Below are 18,596 nucleotides of genomic sequence, written 5' to 3' on the forward strand. Positions count from 1 at the left end.
GTTCAGGTCCTCAGCGTCCGGACCCTCCACGTCCTGGCCCTCAGCGTCGGGACCCTCGACGTTCAGGTCCTCAGCGTCCGGACCCTCCACGTCCTGGCCCTCAGCGTCGGGACCCTCGACGTTCAGGTCCTCAGCGTCCGGACCCTCCACGTCCTGAGCCTCAGCGTCCTGGCCCTCAGCGTCAGGACCCTCGACGTTCAGGTTCTCAGCGTCCGGACCTTCCACGTCCTGAGCCTCAGCGTCCTGGCCCTCGACGTCCTGGCCCTCAACGTCCTGAGCCTCAGCGTCCTGGCCCTCAGCGTCCTGGCCCTCGACGTCCGGACCCTCGACGTCCTGGCCCTCAGCGTCCTGGCCCTCGACGTCCGGACCCTCGACGTTCAGATCCTCAGCGTCCGGACTCTCCACGTCCTGGCCCTCAGCGTCAGGACCTTCGGCGTACAGGCCCTCAGCGTCAGGACCCTCGGCGTACAGGCCTTCCATGGTCTGGCCGAACGCGTTCTGGCCGAAGGCGTTCCGGCTGTCCGCGTTCAACTGGTCCACGGTGGCCAGCCATGGGGTGAAGAGCGCACCGTAGCTGGGGAGGATCACCGACACGTAGTTGTTGGTGGCCTGTGCGTTGTTGGCGCTCCGGTCCTCGGGCCGGGCGGCCCTCTCGGCCTCGTTCTCGGCCTGGGTCCCCACTGGCTCGGCGTCGCTGGGCTCCGGCTGGTCCTGCGGGTCAGCGAGCTCGGCGATCATCGGCTCGCGGTCAGCGGGTCCCTGACGGTCCCAGGAGTCCTCGTGGTCCGGTCCGTCCTCGCGGCTCCAGGCGTCCTCGTGCTCCGGCGCGTCCTCACGACCCCACGAGTCGTCGTACTCGGGCTCGTCCCCGCGGTTCGCGGCTTCCTCGTAGTTCGGCTCGTCGTCGCGGCTCCAGGCGTCCTCGTACTCCGGCGCGTCCTCACGGCCCCAGGAGATCTCGTGCTCCGGCCCGTCCTCACGGCCCCAGGCGTCCTCGTACTCCGGCGCGTCCTCACGGCCCCAGGAGATCTCGTGCTCCGGCCCGTCCTCGCGGTCTCGCGATTCGTGGTCGGCCGGCCCGTCCTCGCGGTACGAGGCTTCCTCGTACTCCGGCCCGTCCTCACGGCCCCAGGCGTCCTCGTACTCCGGCGCGTCCTCACGGCCCCGGGATTCGTGGTGGGCCGGCTCGTCCTCGCGGTATTCCGCCTCTTCGTAGCCGGGCTCGTCCTCGCGGTATTCCGCTTCCTCGTAGCCGGGCTCGTCCTCGCGGTATTCGGCCTCCTCGTAGCCGGGCTCGTCCTCGCGGTATTCGGCCTCCTCGTAGCCGGGCTCGTCCTCGCGGTATTCGGCCTCCTCGTAGCCAGGCTCGTCCTCGCGGTATTCCGCCTCTTCGTAGCCGGGCTCGTCCTCTTGGTTCCAGGAATTCGGGTGGTGCGCCGACTCCTGGGCTTCCTCGTGGTGCCGGGTGTCCTCGTAGTTCGGGGAGTCCTCGCGGTGCCCGGCGTCCTCGTGGTCGCGGGATTCCCAGGCCTCCTCGGCCGAGTCGTCCTCGTGCCACTGGTCGTTGCGCTGGTCGGACATGGTGCTGTTGGGGCCCGGCCAGTCGGCCGTGCCTGCGTACGCGGGTCCCGTCGAAGCCAGGGGAGCCGCGAGAGCGACCGTGGCCGCGGCTACCCACAGCAGGCCGTTCCGGCGATTTGTCTTTTGCGTGTTTGGTCTGGTCATTTTTCTTTCCGTATACGTCTAGGGCTCTGCTATTACTTTCTTGGCGCTTCGCCTCTGCACGACTTGTACGGAAATACCCGTGACCCTCTGGCCGAACCCGCCGATATTGCCAGCTACCAGCAAAGTACTACCATGTAAGATAATCAGGCCAGCCCGCGCCGAACTACAAAAATCCCCATTTAGACCGATTTACCAAGCCGCCCATTTGTCCATATTTGCGACGATTCTGGAGAGCAGTCGAACCGTCTCCCGACCGGCGCCGCCAGACCTCCGAGGAGCAACGCCGAGGGCGGCACCACGGGCACAGAACAGGTCATCGTTCCTCAATCCAGTCGCATGGTCTCAAGAGGGCATGCATCTGGATACGATCGACGACCGTGCAGAGCCTGAGCGGAGTGTTGATCGGGGCCGTGTTCGGCATGGTCTTCGTGGCGATCAACGCGAACGCACCCCTCCCCCCGTCAGCCGGTACGGCGCTCCGCGTCATCGCGGGGCTCGCGCTCGCGAGCGTGGTCGTCATGTGGTTCCTCGCCGGCCGCCGCACCCGGGGCAGCGCCGCGGAACCCGGCGGCATGTTCAACCGCAGGTACGTGGTGATCGTCGTACTCGAGGCGCTGGCCCTGTTCGGCGGCCTCCGCCTGCTGGACGCCCTCGGCTGGCCGGAGCAGTCGGGCGTGGCCTGGATCGCCCTCGTGGTCGGCATCCACTTCGTCGCCCTGTGGCCGGTGTGGCGGGAGGTCAGCATCCTCGTCCCCGGCGCCGGTCTCACCGTCCTCGGCCTCGCGGGCCTGGCCATGGTCTGGACGGAGGCGGTCGCCTGGGTCCCGATCGTCAGCGGGGTCCTCTCCGGCCTGCTCCTGCTCGCCGGCTCCACCTACTACGCGCAGCGGGTCTTCCGCGCCCTGCCGCGCGCCTAGCCCCGTCCCGGATCGCCGCCCCGCGGGCTCTCGTCCTCACCCAGCACCGTCTCCCGGCGGGCGCATCAGCTTCTCGATCTCGTCGGCGGCGGCGGTGGCGCCGCCCGCCGCCTCGATCTCGCCGCGCATCCAGTCGAGCCTCTCCCGTACGCGGGCGTCCGAGGCCACGTCCTCGACCGCCTGCCACAGCGTCCCGGCCGTGACCTGGCCGGGCGGGAGAGTCTTGCCGAGGCCGAGTTCGGCGATGCGGTCGGCGTTGGCGCGCTGCTCGGCCATCTGCGGCACTGCCACCAGGGGCACGCCATGGTGGAGGCCCTCCATGGTGCCGCCCATCCCGGCGTGGGTGACGAAGGCGCGGGCGTGCCGCAGCACTGCCAGTTGCGGCACCTGCCGGTGCACCTCGACGTTGGGCGGGACCGGGCCCAGGCCGGCCGGGTCCGCCGCGCCCGTCGCGAGCACGACGCGCCACGGGCGGCCGGCCGCCGCTTCCAGGACCGTACGGTAGAAATCGGGCCGGTCGTTGTACCCCGTGCCGAGAGAGACCAGGACCACGGGCAGGTCGTCCGGCGGCTGCCAGTCACCCTGGAAGGCACGGCCGGTCAGGGCGGGGCCGACGAAGCGGTAGCCGGGGCCGAAGGTCTCGCCCGCGTACTGGAAGGCACGCGGCAGCATGACCAGCCGGAGCTCCGCCCGTGAGCCCTGCATGAATCCCTGGACGTCGGCGCCGAGACCCTCCCTGCGCAGGAAGGCGGCCAGGCGCGCGAACAGGAGGAGGAAGCCGGGGCTGAGCGGGTTGAAGGTCGTGTACTTGAGGTGCATGGACCAGTGCTCGTTGCCGACCAGGTTCGGCCAGGTCTCCACGGACGGGACGTCCCACCGGTGGGCCAGGACGCGGCCCCACCAGGCCATCGGGCCGTCGTGGACGACCAGGTCGGGGCGCTCGCCGTCGCCGAGCTGGGCGAGCACGGTCTTGGTCTCGCCGAGAAGCATGCGGGTGGCGCGGATGAACTCCCGGCCGTGCATCTGCGGCGCCGGCCGGCCCTTGAGCGCTTCCCAGGACGAGGTGAACGGGACCACCTCGGCGCCGGTCTCGGCGACCCGGGGCGCGTACTCCTCCGTGGTGGCGTACGTGACGCGGTGGCCCCGCCGCACCAGCTCGGCGGCCAGGCCGAGAGTGGGGTTGACGTGGCCGGCGGCGGCCGGGGCGAAGAATGCCAACGTTCCCATACTGCTGTATGTTAATACACGGGTATGGAATAAGGGAGGGCCCGTGCCGAAGAAGGTCGACCACGACGAGCGCCGCCGGCACATCGCCGAGGCCGTGCTGCGCATCGCGGGCCGTGACGGTCTCGACGCCGCCACGCTGCGGGACGTGGCGGCGGAGGCGGGCATGTCACTCGGCGCGGTGCAGTACTACATGCGCACCAAGGACGAGATGCTCCGGTACGTGGTCGCCTACCTGGGCGAGCAGGTCACGGCGCGGATCACGGCCGGGGTCGACTTCGCGTCCGTGGACGTGCGGGGCTTCCTGGTGTCGATGGCGACGGAGATGCTGCCGCTGGACGACCGCCGCAGGGCCGAGCGGCGGACCGGGCAGGCGTTCGGGGCCCGCGCCGGAGCCGTGCCCGAGCTGGCCGAGGCGCTGCGGGAGGGTCAGGCCTGGCTGCACGACCGGGTGGCGGATCTGATCAGCGAGGCGCAGCGGACCGGCCAGGCGGCGGGCGACCTCGATCCCGGGCACGAGTCGGTGGTGTTCCTGGCGCTGGTCGAGGGCCTCACGGCGGAGATCATGCTCGGCCTCCGGGACCCGGACGCGGCCCTGGCCGCCGTCCGCTACCACGTGGGCCGCCTCCTGCCCTGACTGTCAGGACCGGCGCCGCTCCCAGCGGTCCCAGAGGGCGGGGAGCTCGCTCTCCAGGAAGCGGTACAGCTCGGCGACGTTCGCCAGCCGCTCGCGGCGTCCGGGCGGAGCCCCGGACAGGACGGTGAGGCCGCGTTCGGTCACCTGGCGGAAGGCCGTGGTCTTGGCGTAGCGGTTGGCGAGCATCCGGCTCCAGCCGTCGGCGGCGATGCGGAAGTACTCCTGCCGGTCGCCGCGCCTGCGCACGCCCTCGACCAGGCCGCTCGGCGTGAGCAGGCGGGTCGTGGAGCTGATGGAGCTCCGGCTGACCTGCAGCGCCTGCGCGAGCTGGGCGGCGCTCTGCTCCGGCGGGTCGCAGATGAGCAGCCACCCGATGACCCGCCCGGCGATGTGCGGCAGGCCCTCGGCGGCGAAGAAGGCCGCGACGTCGTCGACGAAGTCGAGCTCGGCGTCCGTTGGCTCGGTCATGATCTCATTGTCGTGTTCCCGCCGGGGTCCCCGCGCCCATCGGCCGGTGATTCGCGCAGGAAGCCGGTGATGAGGGCGTTGACCCGCTCGGGCTCCTGCCGGTTGGACCAGTGGCCGGCGCCCTCGATGAGCTCGAACCTCGCCCCGGGCACGAGCCCGGCCGCGGCGCGGGTGTGCCGGGGCCGCACGCCCGCGTCGTGGCTGCCCTGGATGAACAGCGTGGGGCAGCTGATCGTGGGCAGCTCGGGCCGGAGGTCGACGCGCATCCGGCGGAACCCGATCGAGTCGTTCTGCCAGTCGGAGGAGCCGGCCCCGTTGGCGAGGACGTCGGCGTGGTACTCGTCGACGATCTCCTCGAAGTCGGCGACCGGCCCGGCGAACAGGGCTCGCCTGGCGAACCACGCGCAGGCGGCCCGGCTCCGGAAGACGAGCGACGGGATGGTCCGGTTGAGCAGGCGCGACTTGGCGGTGAGCCAGAGCATCTGGTGGACGACGGGCGGGAACGAGATCACGCCCGCGGGCGCGAGCGCGACGAGCCGCGACACCCGCTCCGGATGCCTGATCGTGTACGCCAGCGCGATGGCGCCGCCCTGGGACAGGCCGACGAGCGCCGCCTGCCGCAGGCCGAAGTGGTCGAGCACGGCGGTGACGCACTCGATCATCCGGTCGTGGCCCGCGAAGCCCTGCCACGGCTTGCTTTCGCCCTGCTTGGGCCAGTCGAGGGCGAGGACCCGGTGCTCCGCGGCGAGAGCCGGGATCGCGTGCCGCCAGCTCAGCAGCGCGTTGTCGTTGCCGGCGCCGCTGAGCAGGAGTACAGGAGGACCGGTGTCGCCGTGCACGATGACGCGCAGGCTGCCTTCGGGCTGAGGGATGTGGACGCTCTCACCAACCATGCCTCCACCGTACAGTCATTGCAGTAATGACTGCAATGACTGGCACCATCAGGGCCGGCATCGCGGTGCGCCGGCCGCCGTCAGGACGGGCGGAGATCCTTGTGGTAGATGCGGAAGTCACAGGAACCGGCCAGATGCGGCGCGAGGTCGGGGTGACTCTCCTCCAGGGAGCCGACGCGCACGACCCGGTAGCCGATCCGGGTGTACCACTCGTTCAGGTACTCCTTGAAGGGATGCGCCCACTCCCGTGGCGCCAGCAGCTCCAGCTGCATGACCTCCGCGCCCCGCTCACGGCCCAGCTGCTCGGCGAACCCCACCAGCCGCGACCCGATGCCGGCGCCCCGGTAAGCGGGATCGGTGGCCAGCATCCCGAACTCGGCCTCCCCGCCCTCCAGCCGCCGCACCCGGACGCCACCGACGACCCGGCCGTCCAGCCACGCCACCGCGATCTCCCCGGCGCGGATCAGCTCCGCCATCTCCTCCGTGCTCGTACGGGAGACCTCGCGGGCCCACAATCCCTCTTCCGAGGCGGTGTAGACGCGGTTGACCAGCTCGGTCAGCTCACCGACGAGCGCCGCGTCGCCACCGGCGGCAGCGGGCAGCAACCGGACCTCGACCTGCGACATCGATCCTCCGTACCGGTTCTCCTGGCGCCAATCTACCGTCGCGCCCGGTCGATGTCGCCGGGCCGGACGGGCCCCGCGTCAGGCGGTGACGGCGTCGGTGTAGGGGACGCGGAACGTCGCCGAGAACTCGGCGAGCAGCGCGGCGTCCCCGCTGAGCGTCACCGCCCCGGACGCGACGGCCGCGCCGGCGTCGAGCACCCCCGCGAGCAGGTCACGGAAGCCCGGCCCGGCGACGACGACCAGGTCGGGATCGGGATGCCCGCCGGCCTCGACCGTGACCGCGCCGTCGCGGACCGTCGCGGACGCGACCGCTTCGCCCGACCTCACGACGTACACCCGGGTCCGCCCCTCCGGCGGAGCCTCTCCCCCGCCCGCGGCGACCCTGAGCCCGGCCACCAGGGCGGCCTCGGTGACCACCTCGCCCTCGTGCGGATCGCGCATCGCGGCGGCGCCCCAGCGGCCGAGCGCGTCCAGGGCCGGCGCGAGCTCCCCGGCCCGCGGAGTCGCCCGGTAGACGACCGATCGGCCCTGCCCGCCCTGCAGCTCCCTGGTCACCAGCCCGTCGCCTTCGAGCTCCTTCAGTCGCGTGGCGAGGATGTTGGTCGGTATGCCGGGAAGGCCCGCCGCGAGGTCGGAGTATCGCCGCGGCCCCACCAGCAGGTCGCGGAGGATCAGCAGGGTCCAGCGCTGCCCGAGGACTTCCGCGGCGCGGGCCAGGCCGCAGTACTGGCCGTATTCGCGAGTACGCACGAGCACATCCTAGGTCGTTGACTTCACTTCTACAAGCATGCTTCACTTTTGCAAGTAGCCACCCCGGACAGAGGAGCGGATCATGACCAGTGACCTGATCGTCGACATCTTCCTGTCGGTCGACGGATGGGCGGGAAGTGATGGGCTGCCCGGATACTTCGGCTACTTCGGGCCCGAGCTCGAGGAGTGGATCAACGCGGAGAGCGACGCGCCCCAGCTGGTCGTGATGGGCCGCCGCACCTACGAGGCGCTGGCGGGGCTTCCCGAGGAGGCCAAGGACGCGTCGTGGCAGCGGCTGACCGAGCTGGACAAGGTCGTGTTCTCCACGACCTTGACCCGGGTCGCCTGGCCGAACACCAGAATCCTCCGCGGCGACCTGGCGCACGAGATCCAGCGGCTGAAGGCCGGGAGCGCGGTGCCGCTCCGCACGATGGGGAGCCTGTCCCTGGCCCGTCAGCTCGTCAGCGCGGGCCTGGTCGACCGGCTCCGGTTGATGACCTTCCCGCTGTTCGCGGGCGACGCGGGCCGCGACCCGGCGTTCGCCGGCATCACGTCCGCCGACCTCGAACTGGCCGGCCACCGCGTCCTGGACGGCCGGATCCTGCTGAGCGAGTACCGGCCCACGGGCAAGGACATCCCCCGGGCCTGAGGCTCAGGACGAGGTTCCGACCCGGGCGGCCTGCTCCTCCTGGACTCCGCGGGCGGTGCGCAGGAAATCGAGGATGACGGCCAGCTCGTCAGGCCCGTACTTCTGCAGCGCCTGGGCGCCCGCCCGGCCCACCGGGACGAAGATCTCCGCCTCGGCCGAGCGGGCGGCGTCGGTCGCGGCGACCAGGACGCGGCGGCGGTTGCCCGGGTCGGGCGAACGCGACACCATGCCCGCCCGCTCCAGCCGATCGATGACCGTGGTGGTGGCCGCCGGGCTGAGCTTCAGCGCGACGCTGAGCCGACCCGCGGGCAGCGGGCCGCCGGCCAGCACCACGTCGAGGCAGCGCAGGTCGGTGCGGTTGAGCCCGAGCCGGGCTGCGGCCGCCTCGTCGAAGGCGTCGAAGCTCCGCTGCAACCGCCGGAGCTCCATGGCGATCTCTCCGATGACGCTACTTTTCGACATTCGAAACTTTCTGGTATCGTACATTTCGTTGATCGAAGTAACGATATCATCCTGCGGAGGCACCGCCATGCGCCCGACCACCCTGACCGACTCCGCCCAGATCGAAAAGCTCTTCGCCGACTTCCTGGCGGCCTGGACGGCGGGTGACGCCGCGGCGTTCGGCGCGCTGTTCACCGACGACTCCGACTACGTCTCCTACGACGGCACCATCGCCCGCGGCCGCCTGGAGCACGAGCGCAACCACGACAAGCTCTTCCGCGGCGTCCTGGCCGGCTCGGCGCTGGTCGGCGAACTGGAGTCGGTCCGCCACCTCACGCCGGACGTGGCGGTCGCGCACGGCACGGCCTCCGTCCTGATGCCGTGGCGCGCCACGCTCCCGGCGCGGCGGCTGTCGCGGCAGACCATCGTCCTGGCGCGGACGGCGGCCGGCTGGAAGATCAGCGCCATTCACAACGGCCGCGTCCGCCCCGTCACCGTCCCGGAGCCCGACGCGTTCCCGTCCAAGATGTCCCAGCTGATGGCGCGCGTCGCCCGCCGGCTCGGCCTCGGCCGCCGCTGACCCCTAAGTCGTGTGCGCGCAGCCCGGAACCGGACGGCGGGCGACGCCGGCGAGCACCAGGTCGAGTTCGGCCAGCGACTCCTCCAGCGCGGCACGCTGGTCCGGGGCGCGTGCGATGTCCAGGGCGCTCTCGCAGATCCCGCCGTACAGCAGCGAGGTGGCGGGGTCCAGCGGCCGGTCCGGGATGCACCCGGCCTCGATCGCGATGGCGAGCCCGCGTCGCATCTGCTCCTTGCACCCGGCCTGGATGTCGCGCATCGCGGACCAGCCGAGCGCGCCCGGCGCCTCGACCAGGGTGATCTGGCGTACGGCGGGTTCGAGTGACGCCTCCAGCAGCCGCCGGCAGCCCGCCGCCACCCCGTCCCACGGATCCGGCTGGGCCTGGAACGCCTGCCGGACGATCGCCGCGAGCGCCTTCTGGTCGGCGGCGTAGACCTCGCGGAAGATGTGTTCCTTGTTGCTGAAGTGATGGTAGAACGCGCCGCGGGTCACGCCGGCCCTGGCGCAGATCTCGTCCACCGCGGTGGCGGAGAAGCCGTCGCCGATGAAGAGCTCGCGCGCCGCCGCGACCAAGGCGCCCGTGGTCGCCCTGGTGCGTTCGTGCTGGCTTCGCCGCACACTCGTGTTCCCTGCCACCCGCGCATCTCCTCCTGCTCCGAACCCGAGGTTAGAAGAACATACGCGGCGAACGCGTCGCCCCGACCGTGCATCGGCATCACGTCGTCATGCGGTCGCCTGAAGGATGTCCGCCAGTGCCCGCGGCGCGGTGACCATGGCGTCGTGGCCGGCGTCCAGGACGGTGGCCGCCCAGCCGTGCTCGCCGGCCAGCCGCGGGAACGGCATGGGGCCGCCGGGCGTGCAGAGCACCGCCCGGCACGCGATCGCGTCGACGGCCCCGGACAGCCGGGTCGGCTCGGCGAACGTCCGCCGGGGATGGGCCGTCAGCAGGGGCTCCAGCCATGCCACCTGATCCGGTTCCGTCACCCCGACGGCGGCCGCCGGGGAGGGCGGGATCATGCCGTCCACGGTGACCGACTCGATCCAGTCGAGAAAGAACGCGGGAGCCAGGTCGTCCAGCGACTCCCCGTCCCGGCCCGCCCAGGCGTCGACCATGACGATCCGGGAGACGCGTTCCGGCACCCGGTCGGCGGCCTCGCGCACGACCAGGCCGGCGTAGCTGTGCCCGACGAGCACGACGTCCCGCAGATCCTCGTACCTCAGCAGGCCCAGCAGGTCGTCCACGTGCGTCCGCAGCCCGATCTCCGGGCCGGCCAGGTGGGCCCGCTCGCCGAGACCGGTCAGCGTCGGCGTATAAACCTCATGACCCGCCTCCCGCAGCCGCGCGGACACGTGCCGCCAGCACCAGCCGCCGTGCCAGGCCCCGTGGACCAGCACGTACGCCGTCATCGCGGCACCGCCTTCGCCCGCTCCCGCCAGGCGGCGAACCGCGCCGCGGCGTCGGCGGTGGACAGCCCGAGTTGCTCGCACATCTGATGGAAGTCGAAGAAGAACCGCTCGTGGCGGATCAGCCCGTCCCGCACTCTCCAGTGGCAGGCGAACGGCAGCGCGAAGGCCCTGCCCGTGGGCTCGATCCCCACCAGGCTCTCCACCATGGTGGCCCGGATCGTCCCGGCGCCGACGACCAGGTCATCCGCCTCGGCGAGATAGTCGAGCTCCACCCCGTAATCGGGAAAGGCGCGCAGGAACGCGGTGGTCTGCCGGGCGACCTCGTCGAGGCCGGTCGCGACTGCCTGGAACGCGATCGTCTCGAAGACGGTGTCCTGGCCGCAGTACCGCAGGGCCTCCTTGACATCGGCGCGGCTCTTGGCCCGCGCGTAAGCCCGGACGACGTCAGCCGGTGTGGTGCGCTGTTCCGACACTGCCCCTCCTCAGTTCGTCTCGCCGACGGCGAGCACGACCTTGCCCCTGGTACGCCCCGAACCGAGGAGGTCGTGCGCCTCGGCCGCCTCCGCCAGCGGGAACACCGCGTCGACGTGCACCTTCAACCGCCCCTCGGCCACGAGGCCGGCCAGTGCGTCGAGTCCGGCGCCGTCGGGATCGACGAGGTAGGCCGCGGCACGCACGCCGAGCTCGCCGGCGCGCTCGTGCAACCCGGGGGTCCAGGCCGCCTGCCCGCTGACCAGGATGCCGCCCGGCCGCACGCACTCCAGCGCTCTGAGCCCGGCCTCGCCGCCGAACATCTGGACGACGACATCCATGTCACGCGCCACGGTCGTGGTGTGGTCGATCACTTCGTCCGCCCCCAGCCCGCGGACGAAGGCATGCTTGGCCGGGCTCGCGGTGCCGGTCACATGGGCGCCGCGGGCTTTGGCGATCTGGACCGCCAGGTGTCCCACGCCCCCGGCCGCACCCGACACGAGGACCCGCTGTCCCGGGGCGACGTCGGCGACCTCGGTGAGCATCTGCCACGCCGTCAACCCGGCCAGCGGCAGCGCCGCCGCCTCGGTGAAGCCCAGGCCCTCCGGCATCCGGGCGAAGTGGCGGGCTGGAGCGGTGACGTACTCGGCATAACAACCCGCGGCCCGGGGAAACCACGGCATCCCGAACACCCGGTCGCCGGGCCGGAACCGGGTCGTGCCGTAACCGGTCCTCACCACCGTCCCCGCGACGTCCCAGCCGTTGACGAACGGCAGGTCGAGCACCCGGTTGTACGCCTGCCCCCGGCGCGTGAAGACGTCCACCGGATTGACCCCGGCCGCCATGACCCTCACCAGCACCTCGCCGAACACCGGCACAGGCTCCTCCACCTCGACCAACGCCATGGCCTCGGCCTCTCCCCACGCCGACTGCCGCATCGCCCGCATGACCGCCCCTCCTAGATTGATGACGTCAAGGACGATACATACATGCACCATGTATGTAAATGTGGAGGGGTCCGCGAGGAGGGGTAACCGGGCCAAGAGGTCGTCGCGACCGCGATGACGGGCTCTCACCGGCTGAGATCACCTCTGAGCTGGAGGCATGGCTGTACGGTGGTCGCCCGCAGACTGCCTGCTTGCACGACAAACAGGCGCAGGTCAGGGAGATCGACGGCCTCGGCAAGGATCTCCAGGTTCCGGCCCCGACGTCCGATGCCTGGAACTGCTCGGTTCTGTACGGCTCGTCGGCGATAGCCGCCGGGCGAAGCCCGGCACCGAAGAAACGCCCGAGCGCAGCGAGGCCCTTTGTGGACGGGCGGGCGTGCGGGGCCAAGGGATGCCGGGGGCAACGGGTGGGTGCGGGAGATGTCCAGGGTGGGCGGTACTGGGTTCGAACCAGTGACCCCTCGCTTGTAAGGCGAGTGCTCTACCGCTGAGCTAACCGCCCCTGATCGGCACTACACCTTACGACACCAACGGCGCCGCTCGCACATCCACGTCCCAGCTCGCCCCCAGGTCGGGCCGACCGGCCGCGCGCCAGCCCAGGAGGGCCGCGCCCAGCATGCCCGCGTCCACCCCCAGGGCGGCCGGCAGCAGCGGCGGGGCCTCCCTGAAGGAGAGCCGCTTGACGAGGCGGGTCCGTACGGGGTCGAAGAGCGCGGGCCCGGCCTGGGAGAGCCCGCCGCCCAGCACGATCATGGCCGGGTCCAGCAGCAGCGTGTAGGTGGCCAGCGCCAGCGACAGCGCTTCCACGGCCTCGTCCCACACCTCGATGGCGATCGGGTCGTCGGAGACGACGACCTGCTCGGCCTTGGCGCTCTCCAAGCCGGCCCGCTGGGCGTAACGCCTGCCGACGGAGGCGGCGGAGGCGTACGTCTCCAGGCAGCCGTACTGGCCGCAGGCGCACTGTTCGCCGTCGGGGAAGACGGGGATGTGCCCGATCTCGCCGCTCCAGCCCGCCGCTCCCCCGTACGGGGCGCCGTCGACGATCATGGCGCCGGCGATGCCGGTGCCGATGGGCAGGAACAGGAAGTCGGCGGCGCCGCGCCCGGCGCCGAGCACGCTCTCGGCGAGGCCCCCGGTGCGGACGTCGTGGCCGAGGACGACGGGCACGCCGAGGTCGGTGAAGTCCTGGGCGGGGATGTCGCGCCAGCCGAGGTTGGCGGCGTAGAGGGCGGTGTCCTCCGACACCAGCCCGGGAACGGCCAGGCCCACTCCTGCCGGGCTGCCGTCGCCGGTCTCGGCCAGGTGGCCGATGAAGGCGCGGATCGCGGTCACGACCGCCTCCGGGCCGTCGGCGCGCGGGGTGGGGCGCCGCTCGGAGAGCAGGACGACGCCGTTCTCGCTGACCAGGCCGCCCTTCATGGACGTGCCGCCGACGTCGAGCGCGACGACGTACGCAGGGGTGTGGGACACGGAAGGAGACGATAGCGCAGCTCAGCGTTTGTCTGGAAAAGTCCCCTGCGTTTCAGGTACGGCCGAGCACGCGGTCGAGCGCAGCCTCGACCTCGGCCGAGAGGCCCGGCGGCGAGCCCGAGGCGAGCAGCGCGCCCGAGTTGACCGGCGTGGTGGTCCTGGCGACCCGCACGGCGCCGCAGGAGCGGCATTCCACCTCTCCGAGCCGGCAGATCAGCGCCGCCGACCCGCATCCCGCACACGTGTCGAGGTCGAGGTCGTGCGACCGTTGACAGTCCGGGCAGACCAGCACCTGGGTTTCGCGGTGGACCCCGCGTCTCCACGGGCTGACGCCCCGGACCGGGTCGGTCTGCCGGGCCCCGCAGCGGTAGCAGGGCATGGTTTCCTCCGTTTAGGCGATGTCGGCGAGTGCCTTGAGGTAGTCGGCGACGTCACGCGCCTCACCGATCGGCTTGACCACCGACCAGCGGATCACGCCCTCGCCGTCGATGATGAAGGTCCCCCGGCGTGCGAAGCCCTTCCCCTCATCGAACACACCGTACGCCCGCGCGACCTGTCCATGTGGCCAGAAATCGGAGAGAAGCGGGAAAGCGTAACCCTCCTGGTCCGCCCAGGCGCGGTGGGCGAAGACGGAGTCGACGGAGACGGTGAGCAGGTGCGCGTCAGCCGGGAAAGCGCGCAGCGCCGAGAGCTCACCGTGACACACCCCGCTGAAGGCCAGCGGGTAGAAGACCAGCACGACACGCGTGCCCCTGAACTCGGACAGCCGCACCGGGCTGCCGTGCTGGTCCTGGAGCTCGAAATCCGGAGCGGTGGCGCCGACCTCGACAGGATGTCCGTTCACACGCCTCATCCTGCCGTACGGGCTGGCGCTCTCGCTCTCCTACCGCCTGCCTTTGGGCGTGACGAGCCGGGTCCCCGACCAGTCGGGTGCGGCGGAGATGCTGCTGGTCTGCGAGAGACCCGCGGTAACGGCGTCCTCACCTATGTCGCTCGGCTCCACGTGGCCGTCGCGCCCGGCCTTGGGCGTGAGAAGCCAGATCTGACCGCCTTCGGCGAGAGATCGCATGGCGTTGGTCAGGGCGTCGAACAGATCCCCGTCACCGTCGCGCCACCACAGCAGCGCCACGTCGACGACGTCGTCGGTGTCCTCGTCGAGCAGTTCGTTGCCGGTCAGGTCCTCGATGGACTCGCGAAGCTTCTCGTCGACGTCCTCGTCCCAGCCGATCTCCTGCACCACCTGACCCGGCTTGAGGCCGAGTCGTTCGGCCAGGCCGCGCTCGCCCTGCGCCTGACCCGCGGTCGCGCTCACGTTTATCCCTCCTGCTTGAGTGGCCCCGCATATGCGGTTTATCGCTTCGGGACAGTCCACACGCTGTGACCCTCAGTCGTCAACGGTCGCCACGGGTACGGCCGTACTCGGCCAGGTTCAACCGGGCAGAAACGACAGCCGAACCTGACGTTGCGTATTGTCGACATTCAGGTCGACCAGGGCGACGGACTGCCAGGTGCCGAGCGCCATCCTGCCGCCCAGCACGGGGATCGTGGCGTACGGCGGCACGATCGCGGGCATGACATGTGACCTGCCATGACCCGGCGAACCGTGCCGATGGCGCCAGCGGTCGTCGGCCGGCAGCAGATCTCCGAGCGCCGCCAGCAGGTCGTCGTCGCTGCCCGAGCCCAGCTCCAGCAGGGCGACGCCCGCCGTCGCGTGCGGGACGAAGACGTGCAGCAGCCCGTCTTCACCCTGCTCGCGGACGAAAACGGCGCATTCGGCGGTGATGTCGTGCACCGTCTCTCGTGATCCCGTGGCCACGGAGATGAGTTCGGATCTCACCCGTGAATCCTACTGAGGCACGATGACGGAATCGGGGCCCGGAAACACCAGCGCCGTGTGGCCGTCATCGAACCGCACGATGTACGGAGGCCCCCCGTTGGGCCCCCGGACCTCGATGATGACGCCGGTTCGGTCCCTTTCGCCGACCGTGCTGCCGTGCACGAGAAGCCGGTCGCCTGCCGTCGCATTCATAGGTCCAGATTCGTACGGGGAAGGCCTGGCGAAAAGAGGGGAATCGTCCACGCTTCCCCAAGTGTGGGTAAGAGAGGCCCGAAACACCCTGCCGCGGGCGGGCGCAACGGGGGCCCGCCGGGGGCATGATCGACGCGAAGCTGAGACTTTCCTGGCAATCTTCGCGGGGACCGCGCGGGGGCGAGCCAGTTCGGGCGGACCGCCGGACGGGTAGGGGGCGTTGGGGCGACCCGGGAGGTGACGCCACCCCCCGGCGGGGGGATACTCGACCATGTGAGGCAAAATTTCGTAGGTTTTCCGGTCTTGTTAAATTGAACTGCCGTTGTAACCTTGGCCGGTAATTCGTCCTACCATCGGTGGTCTAGGCCACCGATGGCGGCCCTGCCAGCAGGGATGTCCTGGTTACTCATCGGTAGAGATGCACTTTCGACCGTGAGCGACCAGGATGGAAAGCGACCCCAGACCAGACATCAGTCAACCTCGGAAGGCGAGACCCAGTGGCTTCCGGACGCCAGCGTTTCTCGATCATCAGCGACGGCCTACCCAGCCAGTTGCCTGATGTCGATCCCAGTGAGACCAACGAGTGGCTCGAGTCCCTCGACAACGTCGTCAAGACGGAGGGCCGCACGAGAGCCCGCTATCTGATGCTCCGCATTCTGGAGCGGGCGCGCGAGCACCAGGTCGGCGTGCCGGGCCTGCGCAGCACCGACTACATCAACACCATCCCGCCGGAGCGCGAGCCCTGGTTCCCCGGCGACGAGCACGTCGAGCGGCGGATCCGCGCCTACATCCGCTGGAACGCCGCGGTCATGGTGTCGCGGGCCAACGCCCGCACCAACGTGGGCGGCCACATCGCCACCTACGCCTCCGCCGCGTCGCTCTACGAGGTGGGCTTCAACCACTTCTTCCGCGGCAAGGACCACGGCGAGTCGGGCGACCAGGTGTTCTTCCAGGGCCACGCGGCGCCCGGCATCTACGCCCGCGCCTTCCTGGAGGGGCGGCTCAACGAGAGCCAGCTCGACGCGTTCCGTCAGGAGCTGTCGCACGGCTTCCACGGCCTGCCCTCCTACCCGCACCCGCGGCTCATGCCCGACTTCTGGGAGTTCCCGACCGTCTCCATGGGTCTGGGCCCGATCAACGCGATCTACCAGGCGCGGTTCAACCGCTACCTGCTCAACCGCGAGATCAAGGACACCAGCCGCAGCCACGTGTGGGCGTTCCTGGGCGACGGCGAGATGGACGAGCCCGAGTCGCTGGGCGCGATCGGCGTCGCCGCCCGCGAGGAGCTCGACAACCTCACCTTCGTGATCAACTGCAACCTGCAGCGGCTCGACGGCCCCGTACGCGGCAACGGCAAGATCATCCAGGAGCTGGAGGCCTACTTCCGCGGCGCCGGCTGGAACGTCATCAAGGTCGTCTGGGGCCGCGACTGGGACCCGCTGCTGGCCGCCGACGTCGACGGCGTGCTCGTCAACCAGATGAACACGACTCCCGACGGCCAGTTCCAGACCTACTCGGTCGAGTCGGGCGCCTACATCCGCGACCACTTCTTCGGCACCGACCCCCGGCTGCGCAAGATGGCCGAGCACCTCAGCGACGACGACATCCGCAAGCTGTCGCGCGGCGGCCACGACTACCGCAAGGTCTACGCGGCCTTCAAGGCGGCCCGCGAGCACGTCGGCCAGCCGACGGTCATCCTGGCCCAGACCATCAAGGGCTGGACGCTCGGCAAGGACTTCGAGGCGCGCAACGCCACCCACCAGATGAAGAAGCTCACCAAGGCCGAGCTGAAGGAGTTCCGCGACCGGCTCTACCTGCCGATCCCGGACTCCGCCCTGGAGGGTGAGCTCCCGCCGTACTTCCACCCGGGCGAGAACGACCCGGAGATCGAGTACATGAAGGAGCGCCGCGCGGCGCTCGGCGGCGTGCTGCCCAAGCGGGTCAACCGCGCCAAGCCGGTCAAGCTGCCCGGCGACGAGGTCTACAAGGGCTTCACCAAGGGCTCGGGCAAGCAGCAGGTCGCCACCACGATGGCGTTCGTGCGGCTGCTCAAGGACCTCATGCGCGACAAGGAGATCGGCCACCGGTTCGTGCCGGTCATCCCCGACGAGGCGCGCACGTTCGGCCTGGACGCGATGTTCCCGACGGCGAAGATCTACTCGCCGCACGGCCAGATGTACGAGGCCGTCGACCGCGAGCTGCTGCTGTCGTACAAGGAGGCCGTGCAGGGGCAGATCCTGCACGAGGGCATCAGCGAGTCGGGGTCGATGGCGTCGGCGATCGCGGCCGGCACGTCCTACTCCACGCACGGCGAGCCCATGATCCCGATCTACATCTTCTACTCGATGTTCGGGTTCCAGCGCACCGGCGACCAGATGTGGGCCATGGGCGACCAGATGGGCCGGGGCTTCCTGCTCGGCGCCACGGCCGGCCGCACCACGCTCAACGGCGAGGGCCTGCAGCACGAAGACGGGCACTCGCCGCTCATCGCCTCCACCAACCCGGCGGCGATCGTCTACGACCCGTCGTGGGCGTTCGAGGTGGCCCACATCGTCAAGGACGGCCTGCGCCGCATGTACGGCGACAAGCCCGAGGACGTGTTCTACTACCTGACCGTCTACAACGAGCCCTACCTGCAGCCGGCCCAGCCCGACGGCGTCGACGTCGACGGCCTGCTGAAGGGCCTCTACAAGTACGCCGACGGGCCGGAGACGCAGGGGCCGAAGGCCAACATCCTGTCCTCCGGCGTGGCCGGGCCGTGGGCGATGGAGGCCCAGCGGATGCTGGCCGACGACTGGGGCGTGTCGGCCTCCGTCTGGTCTGCCACCTCCTGGACCGAGCTCCGCCGCGAGGCGCTGACCTGCGACGAGCACAACCTGCTCAACCCCGACGCCGAGCAGCGCGTGCCGTACGTGACCCGCGCGCTGTCGCAGGCGGAGGGCCCGTTCGTGGGCGTCAGCGACTACATGAAGGCCGTGCAGGACCAGATCGCGCAGTGGGTCCCGGGCGACTGGTCCTCGCTGGGCACCGACGGGTTCGGCCTGTCCGACACCCGCTCGGCGCTGCGCCGCCACTTCCACGTCGACGCCGCCTCCATCACGCTGGCGGTGCTCACGTCCCTCGTACGCAGGGGCGAGCTCGACGGCGAGGTGCTGCGCGAGGCGATCGCCCGCTACCACCTGAAGAACGGCGTCACCGAGGCCGGCGGCCCGGAGACCAACGACACCCAGTCGATGGGCGTCTGACACATCCGTGAGGCGCGCCCCCGCGAAGAACATGCGCGGGGGCGCCTTCCGTTCCGGGGGCGCCCGTCCCGGGAAGGCGGCGCGCGTGCGGAGGGGTGGCGCGCCGCCCGATCCCGT

Annotated in this window: 21 protein-coding genes, 1 tRNA gene and 1 pseudogene; 5 read left to right on the plus strand and 18 right to left on the minus strand. The window is 70.6% G+C overall.

The features are described from left to right. A pseudogene (locus tag AB0K05_RS17825) lies at positions 1-1,581 on the minus strand (hypothetical protein); the annotation flags it as partial. A 521-nt stretch (positions 1,582-2,102) separates the two neighbouring features. On the opposite strand from AB0K05_RS17825, the gene AB0K05_RS17830 reads away from it, so the two are divergent. Beyond that, the gene (locus AB0K05_RS17830) at positions 2,103-2,642 is read left to right on the plus strand and encodes a hypothetical protein (protein ID WP_364230138.1); all 540 of its coding nucleotides are present in this window, start codon (positions 2,103-2,105) and stop codon (positions 2,640-2,642) included. A 36-nt stretch (positions 2,643-2,678) separates the two neighbouring features. Here AB0K05_RS17830 and AB0K05_RS17835 read toward each other — a convergent pair whose 3' ends face one another. Next, on the minus strand, positions 2,679-3,869 hold the full coding sequence (locus tag AB0K05_RS17835) for a macrolide family glycosyltransferase (protein WP_364230140.1): 1,191 nt from the start codon (positions 3,867-3,869) through the stop codon (positions 2,679-2,681). A 43-nt stretch (positions 3,870-3,912) separates the two neighbouring features. Between AB0K05_RS17835 and AB0K05_RS17840 the strand changes: the two genes are divergently transcribed. Continuing rightward, positions 3,913-4,503, plus strand: coding sequence for a TetR family transcriptional regulator C-terminal domain-containing protein (locus AB0K05_RS17840; protein ID WP_148030220.1), 591 nt, complete (start codon positions 3,913-3,915; stop codon positions 4,501-4,503). 3 nt (positions 4,504-4,506) lie between these two features. On the opposite strand, the gene AB0K05_RS17845 is transcribed toward AB0K05_RS17840, so the two are convergent. The 4 genes from AB0K05_RS17845 to AB0K05_RS17860 all read right to left on the minus strand — a co-directional run bounded on the left by AB0K05_RS17845 (position 4,507) and on the right by AB0K05_RS17860 (position 7,240). Continuing rightward, a complete protein-coding gene (locus AB0K05_RS17845) occupies positions 4,507-4,971 on the minus strand; it encodes a MarR family transcriptional regulator (protein ID WP_364230143.1) in 465 nt (154 codons plus the stop codon). Beyond that, positions 4,968-5,864 carry an alpha/beta hydrolase gene (locus AB0K05_RS17850; protein ID WP_364230145.1) on the minus strand — a complete coding sequence of 299 codons (897 nt, stop codon included), beginning with the start codon at positions 5,862-5,864 and terminating at the stop codon, positions 4,968-4,970. Before AB0K05_RS17850 ends, AB0K05_RS17845 begins: the two co-directional genes overlap by 4 nt. Positions 5,865-5,944: 80 nt before the next feature. Continuing rightward, the gene (locus AB0K05_RS17855; protein WP_364230147.1) at positions 5,945-6,490 is read right to left on the minus strand and encodes a GNAT family N-acetyltransferase; all 546 of its coding nucleotides are present in this window, start codon (positions 6,488-6,490) and stop codon (positions 5,945-5,947) included. 78 nt (positions 6,491-6,568) lie between these two features. Next, positions 6,569-7,240 (minus strand): helix-turn-helix domain-containing protein, encoded by a 672-nt coding sequence (locus AB0K05_RS17860; RefSeq protein ID WP_364230149.1) that lies wholly within the window; start codon positions 7,238-7,240, stop codon positions 6,569-6,571. A gap of 82 nt (positions 7,241-7,322) precedes the next feature. Here AB0K05_RS17860 and AB0K05_RS17865 point away from each other — a divergent pair, with 82 nt between their 5' ends. Continuing rightward, on the plus strand, positions 7,323-7,889 hold the full coding sequence (locus AB0K05_RS17865; RefSeq protein WP_364230151.1) for a dihydrofolate reductase family protein: 567 nt from the start codon (positions 7,323-7,325) through the stop codon (positions 7,887-7,889). Between the two features lie 3 nt (positions 7,890-7,892). Here AB0K05_RS17865 and AB0K05_RS17870 read toward each other — a convergent pair whose 3' ends face one another. After that, a complete protein-coding gene (locus AB0K05_RS17870) occupies positions 7,893-8,351 on the minus strand; it encodes a MarR family transcriptional regulator (RefSeq protein ID WP_364230153.1) in 459 nt (152 codons plus the stop codon). Between the two features lie 67 nt (positions 8,352-8,418). Between AB0K05_RS17870 and AB0K05_RS17875 the strand changes: the two genes are divergently transcribed. Continuing rightward, on the plus strand, positions 8,419-8,910 hold the full coding sequence (locus AB0K05_RS17875) for an SgcJ/EcaC family oxidoreductase (RefSeq protein WP_364230155.1): 492 nt from the start codon (positions 8,419-8,421) through the stop codon (positions 8,908-8,910). Positions 8,911-8,913: 3 nt separating this feature from the next. On the opposite strand, the gene AB0K05_RS17880 is transcribed toward AB0K05_RS17875, so the two are convergent. The 11 genes from AB0K05_RS17880 to AB0K05_RS17930 all read right to left on the minus strand — a co-directional run bounded on the left by AB0K05_RS17880 (position 8,914) and on the right by AB0K05_RS17930 (position 15,507). Next, positions 8,914-9,528 (minus strand): helix-turn-helix domain-containing protein, encoded by a 615-nt coding sequence (locus AB0K05_RS17880; RefSeq protein ID WP_364230157.1) that lies wholly within the window; start codon positions 9,526-9,528, stop codon positions 8,914-8,916. Between the two features lie 105 nt (positions 9,529-9,633). Continuing rightward, on the minus strand, positions 9,634-10,317 hold the full coding sequence (locus tag AB0K05_RS17885) for an alpha/beta hydrolase family protein (RefSeq protein ID WP_364230159.1): 684 nt from the start codon (positions 10,315-10,317) through the stop codon (positions 9,634-9,636). After that, positions 10,314-10,790 carry an ester cyclase gene (locus AB0K05_RS17890; protein WP_364230162.1) on the minus strand — a complete coding sequence of 159 codons (477 nt, stop codon included), beginning with the start codon at positions 10,788-10,790 and terminating at the stop codon, positions 10,314-10,316. Before AB0K05_RS17890 ends, AB0K05_RS17885 begins: the two co-directional genes overlap by 4 nt. A gap of 9 nt (positions 10,791-10,799) precedes the next feature. Further along, positions 10,800-11,735, minus strand: coding sequence for an NADP-dependent oxidoreductase (locus AB0K05_RS17895; protein ID WP_364230164.1), 936 nt, complete (start codon positions 11,733-11,735; stop codon positions 10,800-10,802). Positions 11,736-12,165: 430 nt separating this feature from the next. Next, positions 12,166-12,237, minus strand: a tRNA-Val gene (locus AB0K05_RS17900). Between the two features lie 17 nt (positions 12,238-12,254). Next, on the minus strand, positions 12,255-13,205 hold the full coding sequence (locus tag AB0K05_RS17905) for an ROK family protein (protein WP_271278420.1): 951 nt from the start codon (positions 13,203-13,205) through the stop codon (positions 12,255-12,257). A gap of 52 nt (positions 13,206-13,257) precedes the next feature. After that, positions 13,258-13,584: a hypothetical protein gene (locus AB0K05_RS17910; RefSeq protein WP_364230167.1), complete on the minus strand. Its 327-nt coding sequence runs from the start codon at positions 13,582-13,584 to the stop codon at positions 13,258-13,260. 12 nt (positions 13,585-13,596) lie between these two features. Beyond that, positions 13,597-14,049, minus strand: a complete 453-nt coding sequence (locus AB0K05_RS17915) for a peroxiredoxin (RefSeq protein ID WP_261808390.1) — start codon at positions 14,047-14,049, stop codon at positions 13,597-13,599. A 39-nt stretch (positions 14,050-14,088) separates the two neighbouring features. Continuing rightward, a complete protein-coding gene (locus tag AB0K05_RS17920; RefSeq protein WP_148030199.1) occupies positions 14,089-14,517 on the minus strand; it encodes a DUF3052 domain-containing protein in 429 nt (142 codons plus the stop codon). A gap of 117 nt (positions 14,518-14,634) precedes the next feature. Next, a complete protein-coding gene (locus tag AB0K05_RS17925) occupies positions 14,635-15,042 on the minus strand; it encodes a secondary thiamine-phosphate synthase enzyme YjbQ (protein WP_148030198.1) in 408 nt (135 codons plus the stop codon). Positions 15,043-15,051: 9 nt separating this feature from the next. Then, a complete protein-coding gene (locus AB0K05_RS17930) occupies positions 15,052-15,507 on the minus strand; it encodes a DUF1918 domain-containing protein (RefSeq protein ID WP_364230171.1) in 456 nt (151 codons plus the stop codon). Positions 15,508-15,731: 224 nt separating this feature from the next. Between AB0K05_RS17930 and aceE the strand changes: the two genes are divergently transcribed. Beyond that, positions 15,732-18,479, plus strand: coding sequence for a pyruvate dehydrogenase (acetyl-transferring), homodimeric type (aceE, locus tag AB0K05_RS17935; protein WP_148030196.1), 2,748 nt, complete (start codon positions 15,732-15,734; stop codon positions 18,477-18,479). The last annotated feature ends 117 nt before the right edge of the window (positions 18,480-18,596 follow it).

The organism is Nonomuraea sp. NPDC049486 (assembly GCF_040676925.1).
In the GTDB taxonomy this organism is placed as follows: Bacteria; Actinomycetota; Actinomycetes; order Streptosporangiales; family Streptosporangiaceae; genus Nonomuraea; species Nonomuraea ferruginea.